Raw genomic sequence first — 16,767 nt, forward strand, 5'->3', positions numbered from 1 at the left:
ATGCGCGCTGCGGGGAAGGCGTGGCTCTCCATCCTCCTGCTGGCAGCCGGCATCGCGCTGCTGCCCGGCCTGCTGTACCTGCTCGGGCTGGCCCTGGTGGACGGTTGGCCGCAACCCGCAGAACGTGCGCCCAGTGGCATGGCGGCGTGCAGCAGTGAACCGCGCGCAGGGTTCCAGCCAATGAACCCCTGGCACTTCGCCGCGCAGTTCTTCGACGAGGACGCGAGGAAAGCGAAGGTACCCGTGGCCGAGCAGGAGGCGTCCTGGGTTGCCCGCCGCCACCTGATGCGGCAGCCGCGGCACGGCATGCTGCGTTGGCAGTTGAGCAGCACGGCGCTGACGATCTGGATCACCCGTCACTGGAGTGCGGCGCAGATCGCCGAGACCGCGAGGAAGGAGGATTTCTGCCGCCGGTGACCTCCGGTTACAGCGCCGGGCCCGCGCCCGGCTGCTCAGACTGATCGCGTCTGCTGCGACAGGCTGCTCTGGCGATCCAGCTCTTCATGCCTGGACAGCGCATCTGTCCGCTGATGCGCTTCGTTCATCGCCTGCAACTGTGCCAACGACGTGTCCACGGGGGTGGCAAATGCCTGCGCCGCCGGCATCTGTGCCCTGACATGGGCTGGGTTGGACGGGTCGCCCTGCACCACGAAGAGTGTCTCCGCCCTGCCATCCTGCGACGACGGGGCAGCCAGCACGACATGGTCGATGCGTGTCATCCCGGCCTCGCGAGCCAGGCAGGTCGAGCTGGCTGCAAGGCGTTGGGCGCTGTCGCCGCAAGGCAGCCCCTGGCTTTCCTGCAAACGTCGAACCGCCGCCTCGGCCTGTTGCAGCATTGGGTCGGAAAGCGCTGCATGCCGTTGCCCCCGTTGTGCCGGTTCGACATGAAGCAGCTGTTCGGGCATCCCGTTGCGCGGGGCGCGGTTGAGATCGATGGAGCCATCGGCGTTCTGCTGGCGATGCAGTTCCGCGCGCGGAACGGTGGACCATTGGCCATCAATCAAGGCATGGCCGCGACCATCCCGGTTCCAGATGACCAGATCATTGCCGGAGGCGTACAGGCCGGCGGTGGCCGGCGAGTTTCCCACCGCCTGTGGGCGGCCCCAGGCGTGCGAGCGCCCGTGCTGCAGCGCATCGAGGTACGCCGGTGCCTCGGTGTTCTGCAGGAACAGGGTCTTGACGACTTCGTAGCGATGCAAGGCCTCGGGATGTGCGCGATCTGCCGCCAGCACCACCGGGCTGGCCAACGGGGCGGCGGCGACGCCGGCGAACACATCCCGCATCGGATTGCCTGGGCCTGCGGCCCGCAACCGGTTGAAGACCTCGGTGCCCTTCAAGGCATGCTCAACGCCGCTTTCCAGGTAATCGGGCTGCTCCCTGCCGCGCACGATACGGTTGGGAAGCATGCCGTCGATCCGCGTCTTGACGTCATCCACGCTGGCCAGGTCGCCGCTGGAAATCGAGCGCAGTACACCCGGATAGCGGCCCAGTCCTGCCTGGTTTTCCAGCTTCATCAGCATGGTAGCAAGCTTGGCCTGGTCATCCAGCGACGCATGCTGGTACAGGTCTGTGCCGCGCAGCTGCTGCATCGCGCCGCCAGGATCCCGGCGGCCATCGCCTTGGCGCAGCAGGCGATCGACCTGGCTGACATCGTGTGCATGCACGAACGCCACGCCCTCGTTGGATGCGAGGAAATTGTCCAGACGTGCGCGGACAGTACCCTCCAGTGCACGCCCGTTCTGCGCCCTGATGGCGGCACCATCGCGCTGCAGGTCGGACACCGTCTGCTGCTGCTGGCGTCCATCGAGCTCCAGCGAGGGCTGCTGCTGGCGTGCCCAGCGCTGATAGGCGTCCACCAGCTGGGTCGCGACTTCTGGGTGCTGGCCCAGGTCGGTCTGCAGGGTGCCGATTGAGAAACCACTGTTGCCCACGGGCGTCATGACATTGCCGCTGATGTTGCCGGCAAAGGACAACTGATAGGCCACGTTACGGCCGGCGTTGCTGCCCTCGGAGGCCACGCCGATAGCGAAGTAGGCCAGTGTGCGCAGCTGCGCATCACTGAGCTGCGGGCCATGCTGCGGTGCTGAGCTCATGGGCTGTTCTCCTTGTCGTTGGCGGCGTGTCCGCACATCAGCAGGGCGTCGCGCACGGATGCGATGAGTGCAACGTATTCCTCCGCCACAACCGGTGACATCCCGTCGCTGATCTCGTCATCGCTGCGCCCGGCGTCCTCGGCATAGGGAGAAAGTGCCGCCCGGCAGGCATCGTTGTTTCCTGCCTCGTGCTGGGCCGCGGCGATGGCCAGCCGGATATCGCCGATCGTGGTCAACGAGAGCGTGGCCGCGCAGGACGCCTGCAGGGCGTCAAGCCTGCTGGCGGTCCCGGCGGCGGAAGACGGCCCGGTCGTTTCAGCGGCCTTGCGCAGCGCGGCGGCAACGTTGTCTGTGCTGCAAGCGTCGGTCACAGCCAGGTAGTGGCCCCTGAATCCGCCGTTGCTGCCGCAGTAGGCGGCGCAGGCATCGACCGTGCGCGTCCCCACCTCGATGCCCTGGGGCGTAGGGTGCAGCGTGAGCAGGCATTGCGCCGCGCCGGGTGCGGGATCCACCTTGACGGACTGCAGATCGTCGCCCAGCGTGCCCGCCAGGCTGCATCCAGCACCGGAGGATTCGGTCTCCAGATGGAACTGCAGCGCGGTACTGCCAGGCCGCGCCTGCAATTGCAGTTGCCCCCACCCTCGTTCTGTCGCGTACGTACCGGCAGACAGGCGCTGAGAGGAGGTTGGCGCGGGGGCGGAGGCTTCCGCCTGCGAGTGCCCTGCCGGACAGCCGCAGAGCAGGGCGGCTGCGGCCAGCGCGGGTAAGCATTTCAGCAGGTCCATGCGGCTTCCTTTCCTCAGCGACCCGCCTACGCTAGCAGCTTGCAGGTGAAGGCCGCTGGGACCCAGGCCTGGCGCCTGGGCCGCCGGTCTTGCCGGTCATCACCGAAGATGATGCGCGCGCTGCGCTGGTAGCCATAGCCAGTAGATCCACGCCATGCGTGGATGGGGTCAGAGCCCTTTCCTGTGGAAAGGGATCCGACCCCGTTTTCCCGCCCGCTATTTCGGCCGCCGGTCTTCCTGGTCATCACCGAAGATGATGCGTGCGCTGCGCTGGTAGCTCCAGTACGCCACGGCCCAGTTCAGCAGCACCACGATGCGGTTGCGGAAGCCGATCAGGAAGAACACGTGCGCGGCCAGCCAGAACCACCAGGCCAGGATGCCCGACAGCTGCAGCTTGCCCAGGTGCACGATCGCGGCCATGCGGCCGATCGTGGCCAGATTGCCGTAGTCTGCGTACTTGAACGCGCCCGGTTCGGCCTTGCCATGCAGGCGTGCGCGGATCGTTTCGGCCACGTGCTTGCCCATCTGCTTGGCGGCCGGCGCCACGCCGGGCACGGGGCGGCCATCGGCCTGGCTGACCGCGGCCAGATCGCCGGCCACGAACAGTTCGGGATGGCCGGGCAGGGTCAGGTCCGGCTGCACCTGCACCCGGCCGGCGCGGTCCAGTGGCACGTCCAGGGTTTTTGCCAGCGGTGACGCGGCCACGCCCGCGGCCCACACCACGGTGCGCGCGGGCACGAACTGGTCGCCCAGCTTGAAGCCCTGGCTGTCGATATCACTGACCGGGGTGCCGGTCAGCACTTCCACGCCCAGCTTTTCCAGCTGCCGGCGCGCCTTCAGCGAAAGCACTTCGGGGAACGAGGACAGCACGCGTGGGCCCGCTTCCACCAGGCGCACCTTGGCGCTGGCCGGATCGATATGGCGGAACTCATTGCGCAGGGTGTGGCGGGCGATCTCGGCCAGCGTACCGGCCAGTTCCACACCGGTGGGGCCACCGCCGACCACCGCAAAGCTCAGCCAGGCGGCCTTCTTCTCCGGGTCCGGCTCGGCTTCGGCGCGCTCGAAGGCCAGCAGCAGCTTGCGGCGCAGGGCGATCGCATCGTCCAGCGTCTTCAGGCCCGGCGCATCGGCGGCCCACTGGTCGTTGCCGAAGTAGGCGTGGGTGGCGCCGGTGGCCAGCAGCAGGCTGTCATAGCCCAGCGTGCTGCCGTCGGCCAGAGTGATCTGGCGGGCCTGTTTTTCGATGCTCACCACTTCGCCCAGGCGCACTTCCACATTGCGCTGGTGGCCCAGGATATGCCGCAGGGGCGCGGCGATATCGGGTGCGGACAGGCCCGCGGTGGCGACCTGGTACAGCAGGGGTTGGAACAGGTGGTGGTTGCGGCGGTCGACCAGAGTGATCCTGATCCGTTCGCGTGCCAGGGCACGGGTGGCCCAGAGGCCCGCGAAACCGCCGCCGATGATGACCAGGTGGGGGACTGGTTCGCGGCTCATCGACGTACTCCAGAGGGGGTGGATGTCGCCCGGCATCATCGCACGTCACATGCCCGCCCAACGGGATCGGCGATACTCGGTTCAGGCCGCAGCCCCTTCGCCGAGGAACCCATGTCCGAACCGGAAAAGCGCATTGCCCTGCTGATCGACGCCGACAACGCGCCGGCATCGAAGATCGACGAAGTGCTGGCCGAAGTGGCCCGCCATGGCGTGGCCAACGTGCGGCGCGCCTATGGCAACTGGAAAAGCCCGCGTTTGAAGGGCTGGGAAGTGGTGCTGCACGAGTACGCCATCCGCCCCATCCAGCAGTTCGCCTACAGCAAGGGCAAGAATGCGTCGGACATGGCCATGGTGATCGATGCCATGGATCTGCTGTACGCACGCAACCTGGATGGCTTCGCCATCGTATCCAGCGATGCCGACTTCACGCCCATGGTCATGCGCCTGCTGACCGACGGGGTGAAGGTGTATGGCTTTGGCGAAAAGAAGACGCCCGAGCCATTCGTCAACGCCTGTTCCAAGTTCACCTATCTGGAAGCGCTGGGCCAGGCCCACGCCAGCGTGCCCGATGCCGACACGCCCGAAGTGGAGCGGACCGCCAGCGAACAGGCCGCCAGCGATGAAGCACGGCCACGCAAGAGCGGCGCGGAAATGCGCAGCGATACCCGCCTGGTGAAGATGCTGCGCCGTGCGGTGTCGTCGGCCGAAGGTGAGGATGGCTGGTCGCACCTGGGGCCGGTGGGCAGCCAGATCGGCAACCAGGCCTCGTTCGATCCGCGCAACTACGGCTACGGAAAGCTCAGCGACCTGCTGGCGGCGATCGGCCTGTTCGAGCTGAAGAAAGACGGAAAATCGTCCTACGTGCGCGCGTTGCCGAAGAAGAACCGGTAGCGCAGCACAGCGCGTTTGATCGGCGTATCGTAGCGGCTCCGCGCCAGCGTGGCGCACCGCTGCAGGCAAGGAACAAACGCATGTTGAAGATCTGGGGCCGCCGCAATTCCAGCAATGTCCGCAAGGTGCTGTGGTGTGCCGAGGAAATCGGGCTGCCGTACGAATCCATCGAAGTAGGCGGCAGCCACGGCGGCACGCAGTCGGCCGAGTACGTGGCGATGAACCCGAACAGCCTGGTGCCGGTGATCGAAGACCACGGCCTGCCGCTGTGGGAATCGAACACCATCGTGCGCTACCTGAGCGCGCGCTACGCGCTGGGTACGTTGTACGCCGAAGATGCGATGGAACGTGCGCAGGCCGAGAAGTGGATGGACTGGAGCACCTCGCGGATGGCGCCGCTGTACTCCGAACTGATCTGGGGCATCATGCGCACCGCCCCGGCCGACCGCGATGAAGCCCGCATCAACGCAGCCATCGTGCGCGCCGGCGAGTATCTGGCCATGGCCGACGCTACCCTGGCCACGCAGCCGTGGCTGTCCGGCGATCGCTTCGCGATGGGCGACATTCCGTTGGGGTCGCTGGTGTATGCCTGGTACGAACTGCCGATCCAGCGTCCGGACCTGCCGCATGTGGCCGACTGGTACGCACGCCTGCGCGAACGCCCGGCCTACCAGCGCGGCGTGATGTCACCGTTGACCTGAGCGCCGGTTGTGTGGGGTCGGATCCCACCCGACGGGTGGCTCTGACCCCGCTGCGAGCTTGCTCGACTGCGGTGCTACGTTCAGTCGAGCAAGCTCGACTCTACCAACGGCGGTAAGCGCGCGTTGATTGGGGTCGGATCCCACCCGTCGGGTGGGCTCTGACCCCGCACCGTCGGCCACCACGGTAGCGCCGGGCCATGCCCGTCGGAGGCCACCCCGCACCGCTCAATACAGATCCGTCGGGTCCACATCCAGCGACCAGCGCACCTTGCGTGCTTCCGGCAGCGCGTACAGCTGCGGCACCAGCTGCGCCAGCACTCCATGCAGCGGTGGCCGTTGCGGTGCCGACAACAGCAGCTGCGTGCGCTGGTAACCGGCGCGGCGTGGCATTGGCGCGGGCATCGGCCCATAGGCCTCCACTACGTTCTGTTCGCCCAGCAGCTGCCGCGCCGCCAGCAGGAAGGCGTTGGCATGCTCGACCTGCTGCGCTTCGGCACGCATCAGTGCCAGATGCGCGAAGGGCGGGAAGCCGGCGGCCTGGCGCTGGTTCAGTTCGGCCTGTGCAAACGGGTGATAGCCACCGCTGACCAGGGTCTCCAGCAGCGGGTGGCCCGGGTGATGAGTCTGCAGCCAGACCTCCCCAGGATCGCGCGCGCGCCCGGCGCGACCGGCCACCTGGATCAACTGCTGGGCCAGCTTCTCGCTGGCGCGGAAATCGGCCGAGAACAGCCCTTCGTCGATGCCCACCACCACCACCAGGGTCAGCTTGGGCAGGTCGTGGCCCTTGGCCAGGATCTGCGTGCCGACCAGAATGCCGGGCTGGTCGCCCAGGTTCGCCAGCTGCTGTTCCAGCGCATCGCGCCGCGTCGTGGTACCACGGTCGATGCGCACGACCGGGTAATCGGCGAAGGCGCTGACCAGGTGTTCTTCCAGTCGCTCGGTGCCGATGCCCTGCGGTTGCAGGGCCAGGCTGGCGCAGGCCGGGCAGGCCAGCGGTGCGGGCTGGCGGGCGCCACAGTGGTGGCACTGCAGGCGACGGCCGCCGCCATGCACGGTCATCGGCGCATCGCAGCGCTGGCACGGTGCGGTCCAGCCGCAGTCGTGGCACAGCAGCACCGGCGCGTAGCCGCGGCGGTTCTTGAACACCAGCACCTGCTGGCCGCGCTGCAGGTGTTCGCCAATGCCGGCCAGCACTTCGTCGCTCAGCCCATCGCGCAGCGGCCGCTTGCGCACGTCCAGAATGCGCACCCGCGGTGGCCGCGCCTCGCCGGCGCGCTGCTTCAGGCGCAGGTGCGTGTAGCGGCCGCCATAGGCGTTGTGCAGCGATTCCAGCGAGGGCGTGGCGCTGCCCAGCAGCACCGGAATGCCCAATGCCTTGGCCCGCACCAGGGCGAAGTCGCGCGCGTGGTAGCGGATGCCGTCCTGCTGCTTGTAGCTGCCGTCGTGCTCTTCATCCACGATCAGCAGGCCAGCCTGCGGCAGCGGGGTGAACACGGCCGAACGGGTGCCGACGATCACCCGTGCCTCACCGCGCGACGCAGCGGCCCACACGCGTGCGCGCTCGTTGTCATTCAGACCCGAATGCAGCGCGTGTACCGGAATGCCCAAGCGCCCACGGAAGCGCGCCAGGGTCTGCGGGGTCAGGCCGATTTCCGGCACCAGTACCAGCGCCTGCCGGCCCTGTGCGAGACAATGGATGATGGCCTGCAGGTAGACCTCGGTCTTGCCGCTGCCGGTCACCCCATCCAACAGGAACGGCTGGAAGCCGTCAGCGGCGGTGATTGCGGCCACGGCGTCGGCCTGGTCGGGGTTCAACGTCGGGCCGGGCAACGGCTGCGCATGGCGGGGTGCCACCGCCAGCGCCACCCGTTCGGCCAGGCCGCGCTTGGCCAGGCTGCGGGCCGCCGTGCGCCAGTCGGGCATGCGGGCAGCCAGCACGTCTTCGTCCACCACGGCGTCGGCCAGATGTTCGGCCAGTTGTCGGGGGCGGCTGCCGGCGCGCAGCGTCCCGCGCTGGGCCTGGCCGTCTTCCGTCAGCTGCCAGCCCCAGTGGTGGGTGTCAGGCAGGGGCTCGCCATGCCGCAGGGGGCCGGGCAGGGCGGTGCTGACCACCTCGCCCAGCGGTGCGTGGGTGTAGCGGGCAAGCCACTGCAGGCTCTGCCACAGCTCGCCCTGCAGCAGCGGCTGCGGGTCCAGCCAGGCCAGTGCCTGGCGCAGCCCCTGGGCATCCTCTACCTGGCCCTGGCCGGCCACCAGGCCCACCAGCTCACGGTTGCCGAAGGGCACCTTCAGTCGGCAGCCCACCACATCGGTCGGCGCCTGGCCGTCCGGGGCCAGGTAGTCGAACAGGCGGGGCAGGGGGACAGGCAGAGCGACCTGCAGGGTCGGAATCGGTGCGGGCATCGGTGCAGTGTAGCGGTCCATGCGCGCGCGCATGGCCGGCGCCTGACCCCGGCCGCGACGTCGTGGCATTCATAAATTTCACCTAAATGCAGGCGGCTATTAGAGATTCAGTCTTATCCACATCTTCTGTGGATAAGTTTGTGCGTTACCGGTCGGCGATGTGCCGGGAAGCCGATGGCGACGGCCTCACGCTTGCGTTGGTCAAAAAATAGCCACAATAAAAACATGATTAATATCAATATCTTATGTGTGAAACAATGCTGAAACACGGTGAATTCACCGATCCATCCCGCATGCGCCAAGTCAGGTCTTGATGCTGTGCACAACCTGCAGCACGAAGTGCCGGTGGGCGCAAGCCCTGCCGGCCGCCAAGGGCCTGCCGCTATCATGCCGGCAGACCTTTGGAGTGACCGATGACGGCTGTGCCCGCCCCTGTTTCCTCGACCGCGGCCGGCGCGCTGTCGGCGTTCCTGCGTGGCGTCGAGCGCCGCGCGCTGGTGGTCGCCGAACTGCAATGCGGTGACCCTGCCCGCGCCGAACAGACCCTGGTGGCGGTCATGCGCGCCTTCGCGGCGGTCGCCAGCGATCTGCCCATGGCGCAGTGGCCGGCCCGCTTCTGGACCCTGCTGGGCCAGCGCCAGGCCCTGCGTGAACCGTCCACCGGGCAGTGGCCGCCGTCGCTGGCGGCATTGGGAGGCATGGACCCGCTGCCGCGCCTGGCCCTGCTGCTGCGGGTAGGCGGCAGCCTGGACGAGGGCATCGCCACGCGGGTGCTGGACACCGACGAGAACGGCTACCAGCAGTTGCTGGCCGCGGCCTGCCCGCGCGACGCGCAGGGCCAGCCCGATGCCGTCGCCTGGCGCGGGCTGGCCGAACAGGTGCAGCTGCGCATCCGTGACCTGCCGGCCAAGCGCCTGCAGCAGTTGCAGCAGCCCGCCGCCCCGGCCAGCAACCCGCAGGGCCCCACCACGGGCTGGCGCGCCCCCGACCGCGACGAACGCACGGCCACGGCCGGCAAGCGCCGCCGCCCGAACGCGCGCCCGCGCTGGCGCGGCCCACTCATCCTGCTGGTGACCGTCGCCGTGCTGTTGGCTGCGGCGCTGGGCTGGCGCCACTGGCAGGGGCAGCACACCGCCAGTGACGCGCCGCTGCCGGAAGGTGTGGTGGCCGAAGCGGGCCCGGTGACCGTGGAATCCCTGCCGCCCACCGACGTGCCGGCCGCAGGCGCGGTCGACAGCCACGCGACCGATGACGCCGCCATGCTGGCTGACCGCGACTACCCGCTGGTGGCCGACGCCGATCTGTACGCGTGGAGCGCCGCCGGCGGCCCGCTGCCGGTGGATGAATCCGAACCCAAACCGACCCACCCCGAGCCGGTGGGTGCCGCGCTGGAAACCTCTGCCGCCGATGAATAAGTTCCTGTTGGCCAGTGCGCTGCTGGCCCTGCCGCTGTGGTCCGCCGCCGCGCCGAATGCCCTGAACCTGCCTGCGCCCACGGCCGAGCCGGCCCGCGCGGTCGATGCCGCTTCGCCGGCGGCCTTTGCCAGCCTGGACGTGGCCACCCAGCGCCAGCGCAGGGCTGACTACGCCGCTTGGCGCGCGCTGCCGGAAGGCGAACGTGAGCGCATCCGCGTGGCCGCTTCGCGCTTTGCCGCGTTGCCGGCGGCCCAGCAGCAGCACCTGCGTGAGCAGTTCCAGGCGCAGGACCAGGCCTTCCGCCAAGGCTGGCGGCTGGGCCCCGAACTGGGCCAGCAGTTCCCCAAGCTGCACGGTCTGTTCGGCTTCGTGCCACCGGAGCAGCGCGAAGCGGCGTTGACAGTGCTGCGCGCGCTTACCCCGGCACAACTGTCGCAATTGACCTTGGTGGCCCAGCGTACGCCGCCGCAGGAACGCGATGCAGTGCGCAGTGCCTTCCTGGCCCTGCAGCCGGCCGAGCGTGACAGCTGGCTGAAGCGCCAGGCCGGGCAGTAGCGCCGGGGGATTCGCCGCGGAATCGGCGGGGTAGAATCGACCGTTGGTCGACTACCGCGCGCAGCGCGGGGGTTTACGCGAAGCGCAGTCGACCAACGGTCGACTCTACCCCGTCGCCCGCACCCATTCGCCCGCACCCAGCCGACGTTCGCGCCCATGCAGGGCCATTTGGCCGTAAGATGGCGGCCCGCAACCCGGTGCCTGTGCCCTTCGCGCGCAACCGTAGTTGGCGTTCTGTATTTCCCATGTCTACCGCAACCTCCACGCCGCGCTTCAGCAAGGAAGTCGGCGCGACCGGTCTGCTCGCCCTGCCGCTGGTGCTGGGCCATGTATCCACCGGCCTGATCTCCTTCGTCGACAACGTCATTGCCGGCCACCACGCCACCGCCACGCTGGCGGCGGTCACCATCGGCACGGCCCTGCTGTGGCTGCCCATGCTGATTCCGATCGGCACCCTGATCTCGCTCACCGCCTCGGTATCGCAGCTGCATGGCGCCGGCCGCGAGCGCGAGATCGGCCCGCTGTTCCGCCAGGCGCTGTGGCTGGCGCTGGGGCTGGGGCTGATCATGTTCGCCTTCCTGACCCTGGTGCCGCCGCTGCTGCCGGCCTTCGGCATCGCGCCGGACATCGTGCCGGGCGCGACCGCCTTCCTGCATGCGGTGCGCTGGGGCGGGCCCGCGCTCACCCTGTATTTCTGCATGCGCTATCTCAGCGAAGGCATGCACTGGACCCTGCCGACCATGCTGCTGGGCTTCGGCGGCCTGCTGGTGCTGGCGCCCATGGGCTACGTGCTGGCCAACGGCAAGCTGGGTTTCCCGGAAATGGGCGCCGAAGGGCTGGGCATCGCCTCGGCGGTGATGATGTGGCTGCAGGCCATCGCCTTCGCCACCTACCTGTGGTTCACCAAGCGCTTCGCCCACCTGCAGCTGTTCTCGCACTTCGAAGGCCCGCGCCCGGCGGCGATCTGGGACCTGCTGCGCACGGGCCTGCCGATCGGCATCACCGTGTTGATGGAAGGCGGGTTGTTCATCGTCACCGCGCTGCTGATCGGTCGGCTGGGGGCCAATGAAGCGGCCGCGCACCAGATCGCGATCAACGTAGCGCAGCTGTGCTTCATGATCCCGATGGGCGTGGCCGAAGCGACCACCGTGCGCGTGGGCCATGCGGTCGGCCGCGGCGATGGCTTCGGCGTGCGCCGTGCGGCTTGGGCCGGCTACGCGATCATCATGGGCACCCAGACCCTGTCGGCGGCCGTGCTGTTGTTCGGCCACGATGCCATCGTCGGGGTCTACACCAACGATCTGGCCGTGGCCGGGCTGGCCTCCACGCTGCTGCTGTACGCGACCACCTTCCAGTTCCCCGACGGCATCCAGGTGCTGTCGGCCGGCGCGCTGCGCGGCCTGAAGGACACCCGCGTGCCGATGTTCATCGCCATGTTCGCCTACTGGGGCCTGGGCATGCCGCTCGGCGCCGGGCTCGGCCTGGGCCTGGGCATGGGCCCGCAGGGCATGTGGATCGGCCTGATCGTCGGCCTGACCGCCGCGGCCATCCTGATGGGCTGGCGCCTGCGCCGCAGCAGTCTGAAGGTGGGCCAGTCGGTCCTGTCCTGAACCCCTGCGTCCGTCACGGCCGACCGTGACGGGTGATCCCCTGACTTGTGTCCGGTGCCAGCTCACACGGCACCGGCTATGCTGGTACCACGGCAAGAAGCCATCCGGAGCGCTCCATGAACCAACCCGTGCCCCCGCTGCCCCCGGCACGTCGCAACCCCGTCGCCAGTTTCTTCATCGGGCTGTGGGACGTGATGAATTTCACCCGCAGGCTGATCCTGAACCTGGTGTTCTTCGGCCTGCTGCTGGTGTTTGTGGTGATGTTCATCGTCGCCGCCGGCATGGGTGCCGGTGCCAGCAAATCGCTGCAGGACCGCACCACCCTGGTGATCGCGCCCGAAGGCCGCCTGGTCGAGCAGTTCAGCGCCGATCCGGTCAGCCGCGCGCTGGCCAAGGCCGTGGGCGACAACAGCGCCGAGGAAGTGCAGCTGCGCGACCTGATCCGGGTCATCGAAGCGGCCAAGGACGACAAGAAGATCGAACGCGTGGTGCTGGAGCTGGACAAGCTGCAGCCGTCCGGTTTCGCCTCGCTGCGTGAAGTGGCCGCTGCGCTGCAGGATCTGCGCGCGTCGGGCAAGCAGGTCGTGGCCTTCAGCCAGAGCATGGGGCAGTCGCAGTACCTGCTGGCCGCGCAGGCCGACGAGGTCTACCTGGACCCGATGGGCTCGGTGGTGCTGGAAGGCCTCGGCCGCTACCGCCAGTACTTCCGCACCGGCCTGCAGGACAAGCTGGGCGTGGACGTGCACCTGTTCAAGGTAGGCGAGTACAAGTCGGCCGCCGAACCCTATGTGCTGGATGCCGCGTCGCCGGCATCCAAGGAAGCCGATCTGTTCTGGATGAACGATGTCTGGCAGCGCTACCTGGGCGACATCGCCAAGGCCCGCCGCCTGGACCCGGCACAGCTGGCCGCCGGCATCGACACCCTGCCCGAAGGCGTGGCCGCCGCCGGTGGCGATCTGGCCAAGTTCGCCCTGCAGCAGAAGCTGGTGACCGCGCTGAAGACCCGCGAGGAATTCGAGGATCTGATGATCGACCGCGGCGTGGCCGATGAAGACGCCGACGGTGGCTTCCGCAACATCGATTTCGGTGGCTACCTCACCCAGCTCGATGCGCGCCGCAACCCGGTGGACAGCCGTCCGCAGGTGGCGGTGGTGGTGGCGTCGGGTGAGATCAGCGGCGGTGACCTGCCGGCCGGCCGTATCGGCGGCGAGTCGACCTCGGCCCTGCTGCGTGCCGCGCGTGACGACGAGCACGTCAAGGCCGTGGTACTGCGCGTCGATTCGCCCGGCGGTGAAGTATTCGCCTCCGAGCAGATCCGCCGCGAAGTGGTGGCGTTGCAGGCCGCCGGCAAGCCGGTGGTGGTGTCCATGGGTGACCTGGCCGCGTCCGGCGGTTACTGGATCAGCATGAACGCCGACCGCATCTATGCCGACCCGTCCACCATCACCGGTTCGATCGGCATCTTCGGCATGATCCCGAACTTCAGCCGCGCGCTGGACAAGATCGGCGTGCATACCGATGGCGTGGGCACGACCCGCTTCGCCGGTGCGTTCGATGTCACCCGCGAAATGGACCCGGCCGTCGGCCAGGTGATCCAGTCGGTGATCAACAAGGGCTATGCCGACTTCACCGGCCGTGTGGCCGAAGCGCGCAAGAAGCCGGTGGAAGCCATCGATGAAGTGGCCCGGGGTCGCGTGTGGAGCGGTGCCCAGGCCAAGGAACGCGGTCTGGTCGATGCGTTCGGTGGCCTGAAGGATGCGGTGGCCGATGCTGCCGGCCGCGCCAAGCTCGGCAACGCCGACAAGTACCGCGTGCGCTACATCGAAAAGGCCGCCACGCCGTTTGCGCAGTTCGTCAGCGGTTTCGCCGGCAGCCGCGCCGGCGCGTGGATGCTGTCCGATTCGGGCATGGCCCGCCTGATGCTGGCCCGCACGATGCCGGAAGTGGACACGCAGCTGCGCTTCGTCGAAAACGCCGCCCGCGAAAAGGGCAACGGCGCCCCGGTGAAGGCACTGGCCTACTGCTTCTGCGGTTTCTGACCGGACGGGGTCAGATCCCTTTGCGCAGCAAAGGGCTCTGACCCCACCCCATCATTGCGTCGCGTCAGCCTCGGCCTGGCGCTCGCGCTCGGCGCCTTCGTCCACGGTCTGCTGCACGCTCTTGGCGCGGTCCAGGGGCTGGTTGATGGCCTTGGCCAGCGCCTGCGGTTCCGGTGGTTTTTCCGGGTTCGGTGGGGCAGGGCGCTGGCACCCGGCCAGCAGCGCGGCCGACAGACACAGTGGAATCAACAGACGCATCGCGGCTCTCCGGGGTGGGCGATGGCGCAGTGTCGCACCGTCGGCAGCCGCGCGCTGTGACGCGTATCCTTTGCGCATCGAAACACAGCGGCCGCGGCCCGGAGGACACATGACCCAGCAACGATGGCGCCTGGACGGGCAGACCGCACTGATCACCGGCGCCAGCGCCGGTATCGGTCTGGCAATTGCCCATGAACTGGCGGGCTTCGGCGCCGATCTGATGATCGTGGGGCGCGACATCGACATGCTGGAAACCGCGCGCGACGAGCTGCTGGACGTGTACCCGCAGATGCAGGTGCACGCGCTGGCCGCCGACGTGTCCGATGACGAGGACCGCCGGCAGATCCTGGACTGGGTGGAAGACCACAGCGATGGCCTGCACATCCTGGTGAACAATGCCGGCGGCAACATCACCAAGGCGGCCACCGAGTATTCCGAAGACGAGTGGCGCGGCATCTTCGAAACCAATCTGTTCTCTGCCTTCGAGCTGTCGCGCTATGCGCACCCGCTGCTGGCGCGGCATGCGGCGTCGTCCATCGTCAACGTGGGCAGCGTTTCCGGCCTGACCCATGTGCGCAGTGGCGTGGTCTACGGCATGACCAAGGCGGCCATGCACCAGATGACCCGCAACCTGGCTGTGGAATGGGCCGAAGACGGCATCCGGGTGAACGCGGTGGCCCCGTGGTACATCCGCACGCGCCGCACCTCCGGGCCGCTGTCCGACCCGGACTACTACGAAGAAGTGATCGCGCGCACGCCCATGGGCCGCATCGGCGAACCGGAAGAAGTGGCGGCGGCAGTGGGCTTCCTGTGCCTGCCGGCGTCGAGCTATGTCACCGGCGAATGCATCGCCGTGGACGGCGGCTTCCTGCGCTACGGGTTCTGATCGCTTCGCCGGGGTCGGATCCCTTTCCAGAGGAAAGGGCTCTGACCCCCTCGGCAGCTCACTCAGGCACGGCGCAATCACTGGCCGCCAGCACCGCCTGCAGCCGTTCGCGTTCGCCGCGCGCAGCATCGCGGTTATCCGGGGTAGCGAAGCGTTCGCGCCCGCGTGCATTGCGGAAGCGCTGCTGCCAACTGCCACAGCGCTGGGCCTCGCTGACTTCGCTGCAGTGGTCGGTCACCACTTCACAGCTGGCCGCATTGGCCGGGGTCACCCCGCCCAGGCCCTGTACCTGCAGCAGCTCGCATCGGCCGGGAGCGGCCTCGTACTCGTGCAGGTAACCGCCACCCTGGGCGTCGGTGCACTGGAAGATGGGCGGCAGCGGCGGCTTCGGCGGTGCGTTGCCGTCTGCCTGGGTGTGCGCGTCGTCGTGGGGCAGCTGCGCGCTGTCCAGGATCAGGTTGTCGTCGGGGCGCTCGACCATCCGCGCTTCGCTGATGATGCGTTCGTCGCCGGCCTGTGCCGGTGCCGGCTCGACGGCGGCGGGGGCCGGTGCCGGAACGGCTGCGGGCGGGGGCGTGGGGGCGGCATCTGGCGGAGCGGTCGGTGCCGCCGGCGTGGAGCCGGGAAGGCGCACGATCTCCTGCCGCAGGCCTTCCGCGCAGGGCACGCGCTGTACGGTTGGAACGTCGCTGCTGCCGGTGCAGCGGTAGATCACCTGCGCGTCGGCCGCGGCTGCGGTGGGAAGCAGGCACAGCGCCAGCCAGAACAGTTTCTTCATCCGTGCAGCCTACAGCGACTGCCCACCAAGGTGGGCAGCTACCAAAGCGGGCGGAACCGCCGGCGGCTAACCTGGGTTGCCGACACCCCGGTAGTGGCCAACCTTGGTTGGCCCCATCGCACCGGCGCGGGGCGCTTCAACCGCCGCAATCGCGGCCCAGCCGCGCATCAATGCCGCGCTGTTCGGTGGTGATGGCCGTGCGTTCGCTCTGCAGCGCGCTGTTGTAGCGGCGGTCCAGTTCCCAGCGGCGATCGCGCAGGCGCGCGCAGACTTCCTGCGCGGGCAACGGAGTGCAGGAATCGCGCACCAGCACATTGCCGGCCGGCAGGCTGAAGCCCACCGGCGGCGGGCGGCGGTCGGGCACGGTGCCGCCGATCGGCGGGCCGATGCTGTTGCCGGCGGCCGGGCGCGGCCCCGGGTGCGGGCTGTAGCCGGGGCCAGGGCGGCCACGCGGGTACCAGACGTTGCCCCACACCGTCACCCAGCGCGGGTTCCCTTCGTTGCTGTCGCTGGTGTAGCGGCTGCCGTCCTCGGCCACGCATTCGTACATCGGCTGCGGCGGCTGCACGTACACATGGCGCACTTCGCGCTCACGCAGGGTGGGGGTATCGGTGCGCTCCAGCGGTGCGGCGTCGGTGCTGACCACGCGCGGGGGCGGGTCCTTCGGCCGCTGCATGTCGCGCACTTCCTGGCGGCCGCTGCTGCAGGGCTTGTCCTGCAGGGCCACCGCGCCGTTGCTGCCCACGCAGCGATAGATGCGCACGTCGTCGGCCGCCAGCGCGCTCAGCGGCAGCAGCAGGGCCAGGCACAGGGCGGGTCGCAGCAGGTACATGCGCGCAGCGTGCGCCAAGCCGGGCG

Annotated in this window: 15 protein-coding genes; 8 read left to right on the forward strand and 7 right to left on the reverse strand. The window is 68.6% G+C overall.

Going from position 1 to position 16,767, the window contains the following annotated elements; genetic code table 11:
- Complete coding sequence (locus AC06FA_RS00720; RefSeq protein ID WP_478066850.1) at window positions 1–417, forward strand: hypothetical protein; 417 nt, start codon at window positions 1–3, stop codon at window positions 415–417.
- 35 nt (window positions 418–452) lie between these two features.
- On the opposite strand, the gene AC06FA_RS00725 is transcribed toward AC06FA_RS00720, so the two are convergent.
- The 3 genes from AC06FA_RS00725 to AC06FA_RS00735 all read right to left on the reverse strand — a co-directional run bounded on the left by AC06FA_RS00725 (window position 453) and on the right by AC06FA_RS00735 (window position 4,372).
- Window positions 453–2,018 (reverse strand): XVIPCD domain-containing protein, encoded by a 1,566-nt coding sequence (locus AC06FA_RS00725; RefSeq protein WP_478066685.1) that lies wholly within the window; start codon window positions 2,016–2,018, stop codon window positions 453–455.
- Window positions 2,019–2,089: 71 nt separating this feature from the next.
- Window positions 2,090–2,878 carry a hypothetical protein gene (locus tag AC06FA_RS00730; RefSeq protein ID WP_478066686.1) on the reverse strand — a complete coding sequence of 263 codons (789 nt, stop codon included), beginning with the start codon at window positions 2,876–2,878 and terminating at the stop codon, window positions 2,090–2,092.
- Between the two features lie 216 nt (window positions 2,879–3,094).
- The gene (locus AC06FA_RS00735; protein ID WP_478066687.1) at window positions 3,095–4,372 is read right to left on the reverse strand and encodes an NAD(P)/FAD-dependent oxidoreductase; all 1,278 of its coding nucleotides are present in this window, start codon (window positions 4,370–4,372) and stop codon (window positions 3,095–3,097) included.
- A gap of 111 nt (window positions 4,373–4,483) precedes the next feature.
- Here AC06FA_RS00735 and AC06FA_RS00740 point away from each other — a divergent pair, with 111 nt between their 5' ends.
- Together AC06FA_RS00740 and AC06FA_RS00745 are read left to right on the forward strand one after the other, a co-directional pair.
- Window positions 4,484–5,263, forward strand: coding sequence for an NYN domain-containing protein (locus tag AC06FA_RS00740; RefSeq protein ID WP_478066688.1), 780 nt, complete (start codon window positions 4,484–4,486; stop codon window positions 5,261–5,263).
- Window positions 5,264–5,343: 80 nt separating this feature from the next.
- A complete protein-coding gene (locus AC06FA_RS00745) occupies window positions 5,344–5,964 on the forward strand; it encodes a glutathione S-transferase family protein (protein WP_478066689.1) in 621 nt (206 codons plus the stop codon).
- Window positions 5,965–6,189: 225 nt separating this feature from the next.
- On the opposite strand, the gene AC06FA_RS00750 is transcribed toward AC06FA_RS00745, so the two are convergent.
- Window positions 6,190–8,367 carry a primosomal protein N' gene (locus AC06FA_RS00750; protein WP_478066851.1) on the reverse strand — a complete coding sequence of 726 codons (2,178 nt, stop codon included), beginning with the start codon at window positions 8,365–8,367 and terminating at the stop codon, window positions 6,190–6,192.
- Window positions 8,368–8,780: 413 nt separating this feature from the next.
- Here AC06FA_RS00750 and AC06FA_RS00755 point away from each other — a divergent pair, with 413 nt between their 5' ends.
- The 4 genes from AC06FA_RS00755 (at window position 8,781) to sppA (ending at window position 13,987) form a co-directional block, all read left to right on the forward strand.
- Entirely contained in the window at window positions 8,781–9,782 is a 1,002-nt protein-coding gene (locus tag AC06FA_RS00755) for a hypothetical protein (protein ID WP_478066690.1), read from the forward strand.
- On the forward strand, window positions 9,775–10,338 hold the full coding sequence (locus AC06FA_RS00760) for a DUF3106 domain-containing protein (protein WP_478066691.1): 564 nt from the start codon (window positions 9,775–9,777) through the stop codon (window positions 10,336–10,338). Before AC06FA_RS00755 ends, AC06FA_RS00760 begins: the two co-directional genes overlap by 8 nt.
- A gap of 245 nt (window positions 10,339–10,583) precedes the next feature.
- Window positions 10,584–11,948: an MATE family efflux transporter gene (locus AC06FA_RS00765; RefSeq protein WP_478066692.1), complete on the forward strand. Its 1,365-nt coding sequence runs from the start codon at window positions 10,584–10,586 to the stop codon at window positions 11,946–11,948.
- A gap of 116 nt (window positions 11,949–12,064) precedes the next feature.
- Window positions 12,065–13,987 carry a signal peptide peptidase SppA gene (gene sppA, locus AC06FA_RS00770; protein WP_478066693.1) on the forward strand — a complete coding sequence of 641 codons (1,923 nt, stop codon included), beginning with the start codon at window positions 12,065–12,067 and terminating at the stop codon, window positions 13,985–13,987.
- A 51-nt stretch (window positions 13,988–14,038) separates the two neighbouring features.
- On the opposite strand, the gene AC06FA_RS00775 is transcribed toward sppA, so the two are convergent.
- A complete protein-coding gene (locus AC06FA_RS00775) occupies window positions 14,039–14,245 on the reverse strand; it encodes a hypothetical protein (protein WP_478066694.1) in 207 nt (68 codons plus the stop codon).
- 109 nt (window positions 14,246–14,354) lie between these two features.
- Between AC06FA_RS00775 and AC06FA_RS00780 the strand changes: the two genes are divergently transcribed.
- Window positions 14,355–15,131, forward strand: coding sequence for an SDR family oxidoreductase (locus AC06FA_RS00780; RefSeq protein WP_199933431.1), 777 nt, complete (start codon window positions 14,355–14,357; stop codon window positions 15,129–15,131).
- A gap of 58 nt (window positions 15,132–15,189) precedes the next feature.
- On the opposite strand, the gene AC06FA_RS00785 is transcribed toward AC06FA_RS00780, so the two are convergent.
- Together AC06FA_RS00785 and AC06FA_RS00790 are read right to left on the reverse strand one after the other, a co-directional pair.
- A complete protein-coding gene (locus AC06FA_RS00785; protein ID WP_478066695.1) occupies window positions 15,190–15,909 on the reverse strand; it encodes a hypothetical protein in 720 nt (239 codons plus the stop codon).
- Between the two features lie 136 nt (window positions 15,910–16,045).
- Complete coding sequence (locus tag AC06FA_RS00790; protein WP_478066696.1) at window positions 16,046–16,741, reverse strand: DUF4124 domain-containing protein; 696 nt, start codon at window positions 16,739–16,741, stop codon at window positions 16,046–16,048.
- Between the last annotated feature and the right edge of the window lie 26 nt (window positions 16,742–16,767).

It is taken from the genome of Stenotrophomonas sp. Steno-C17 (genome assembly GCF_056393165.1).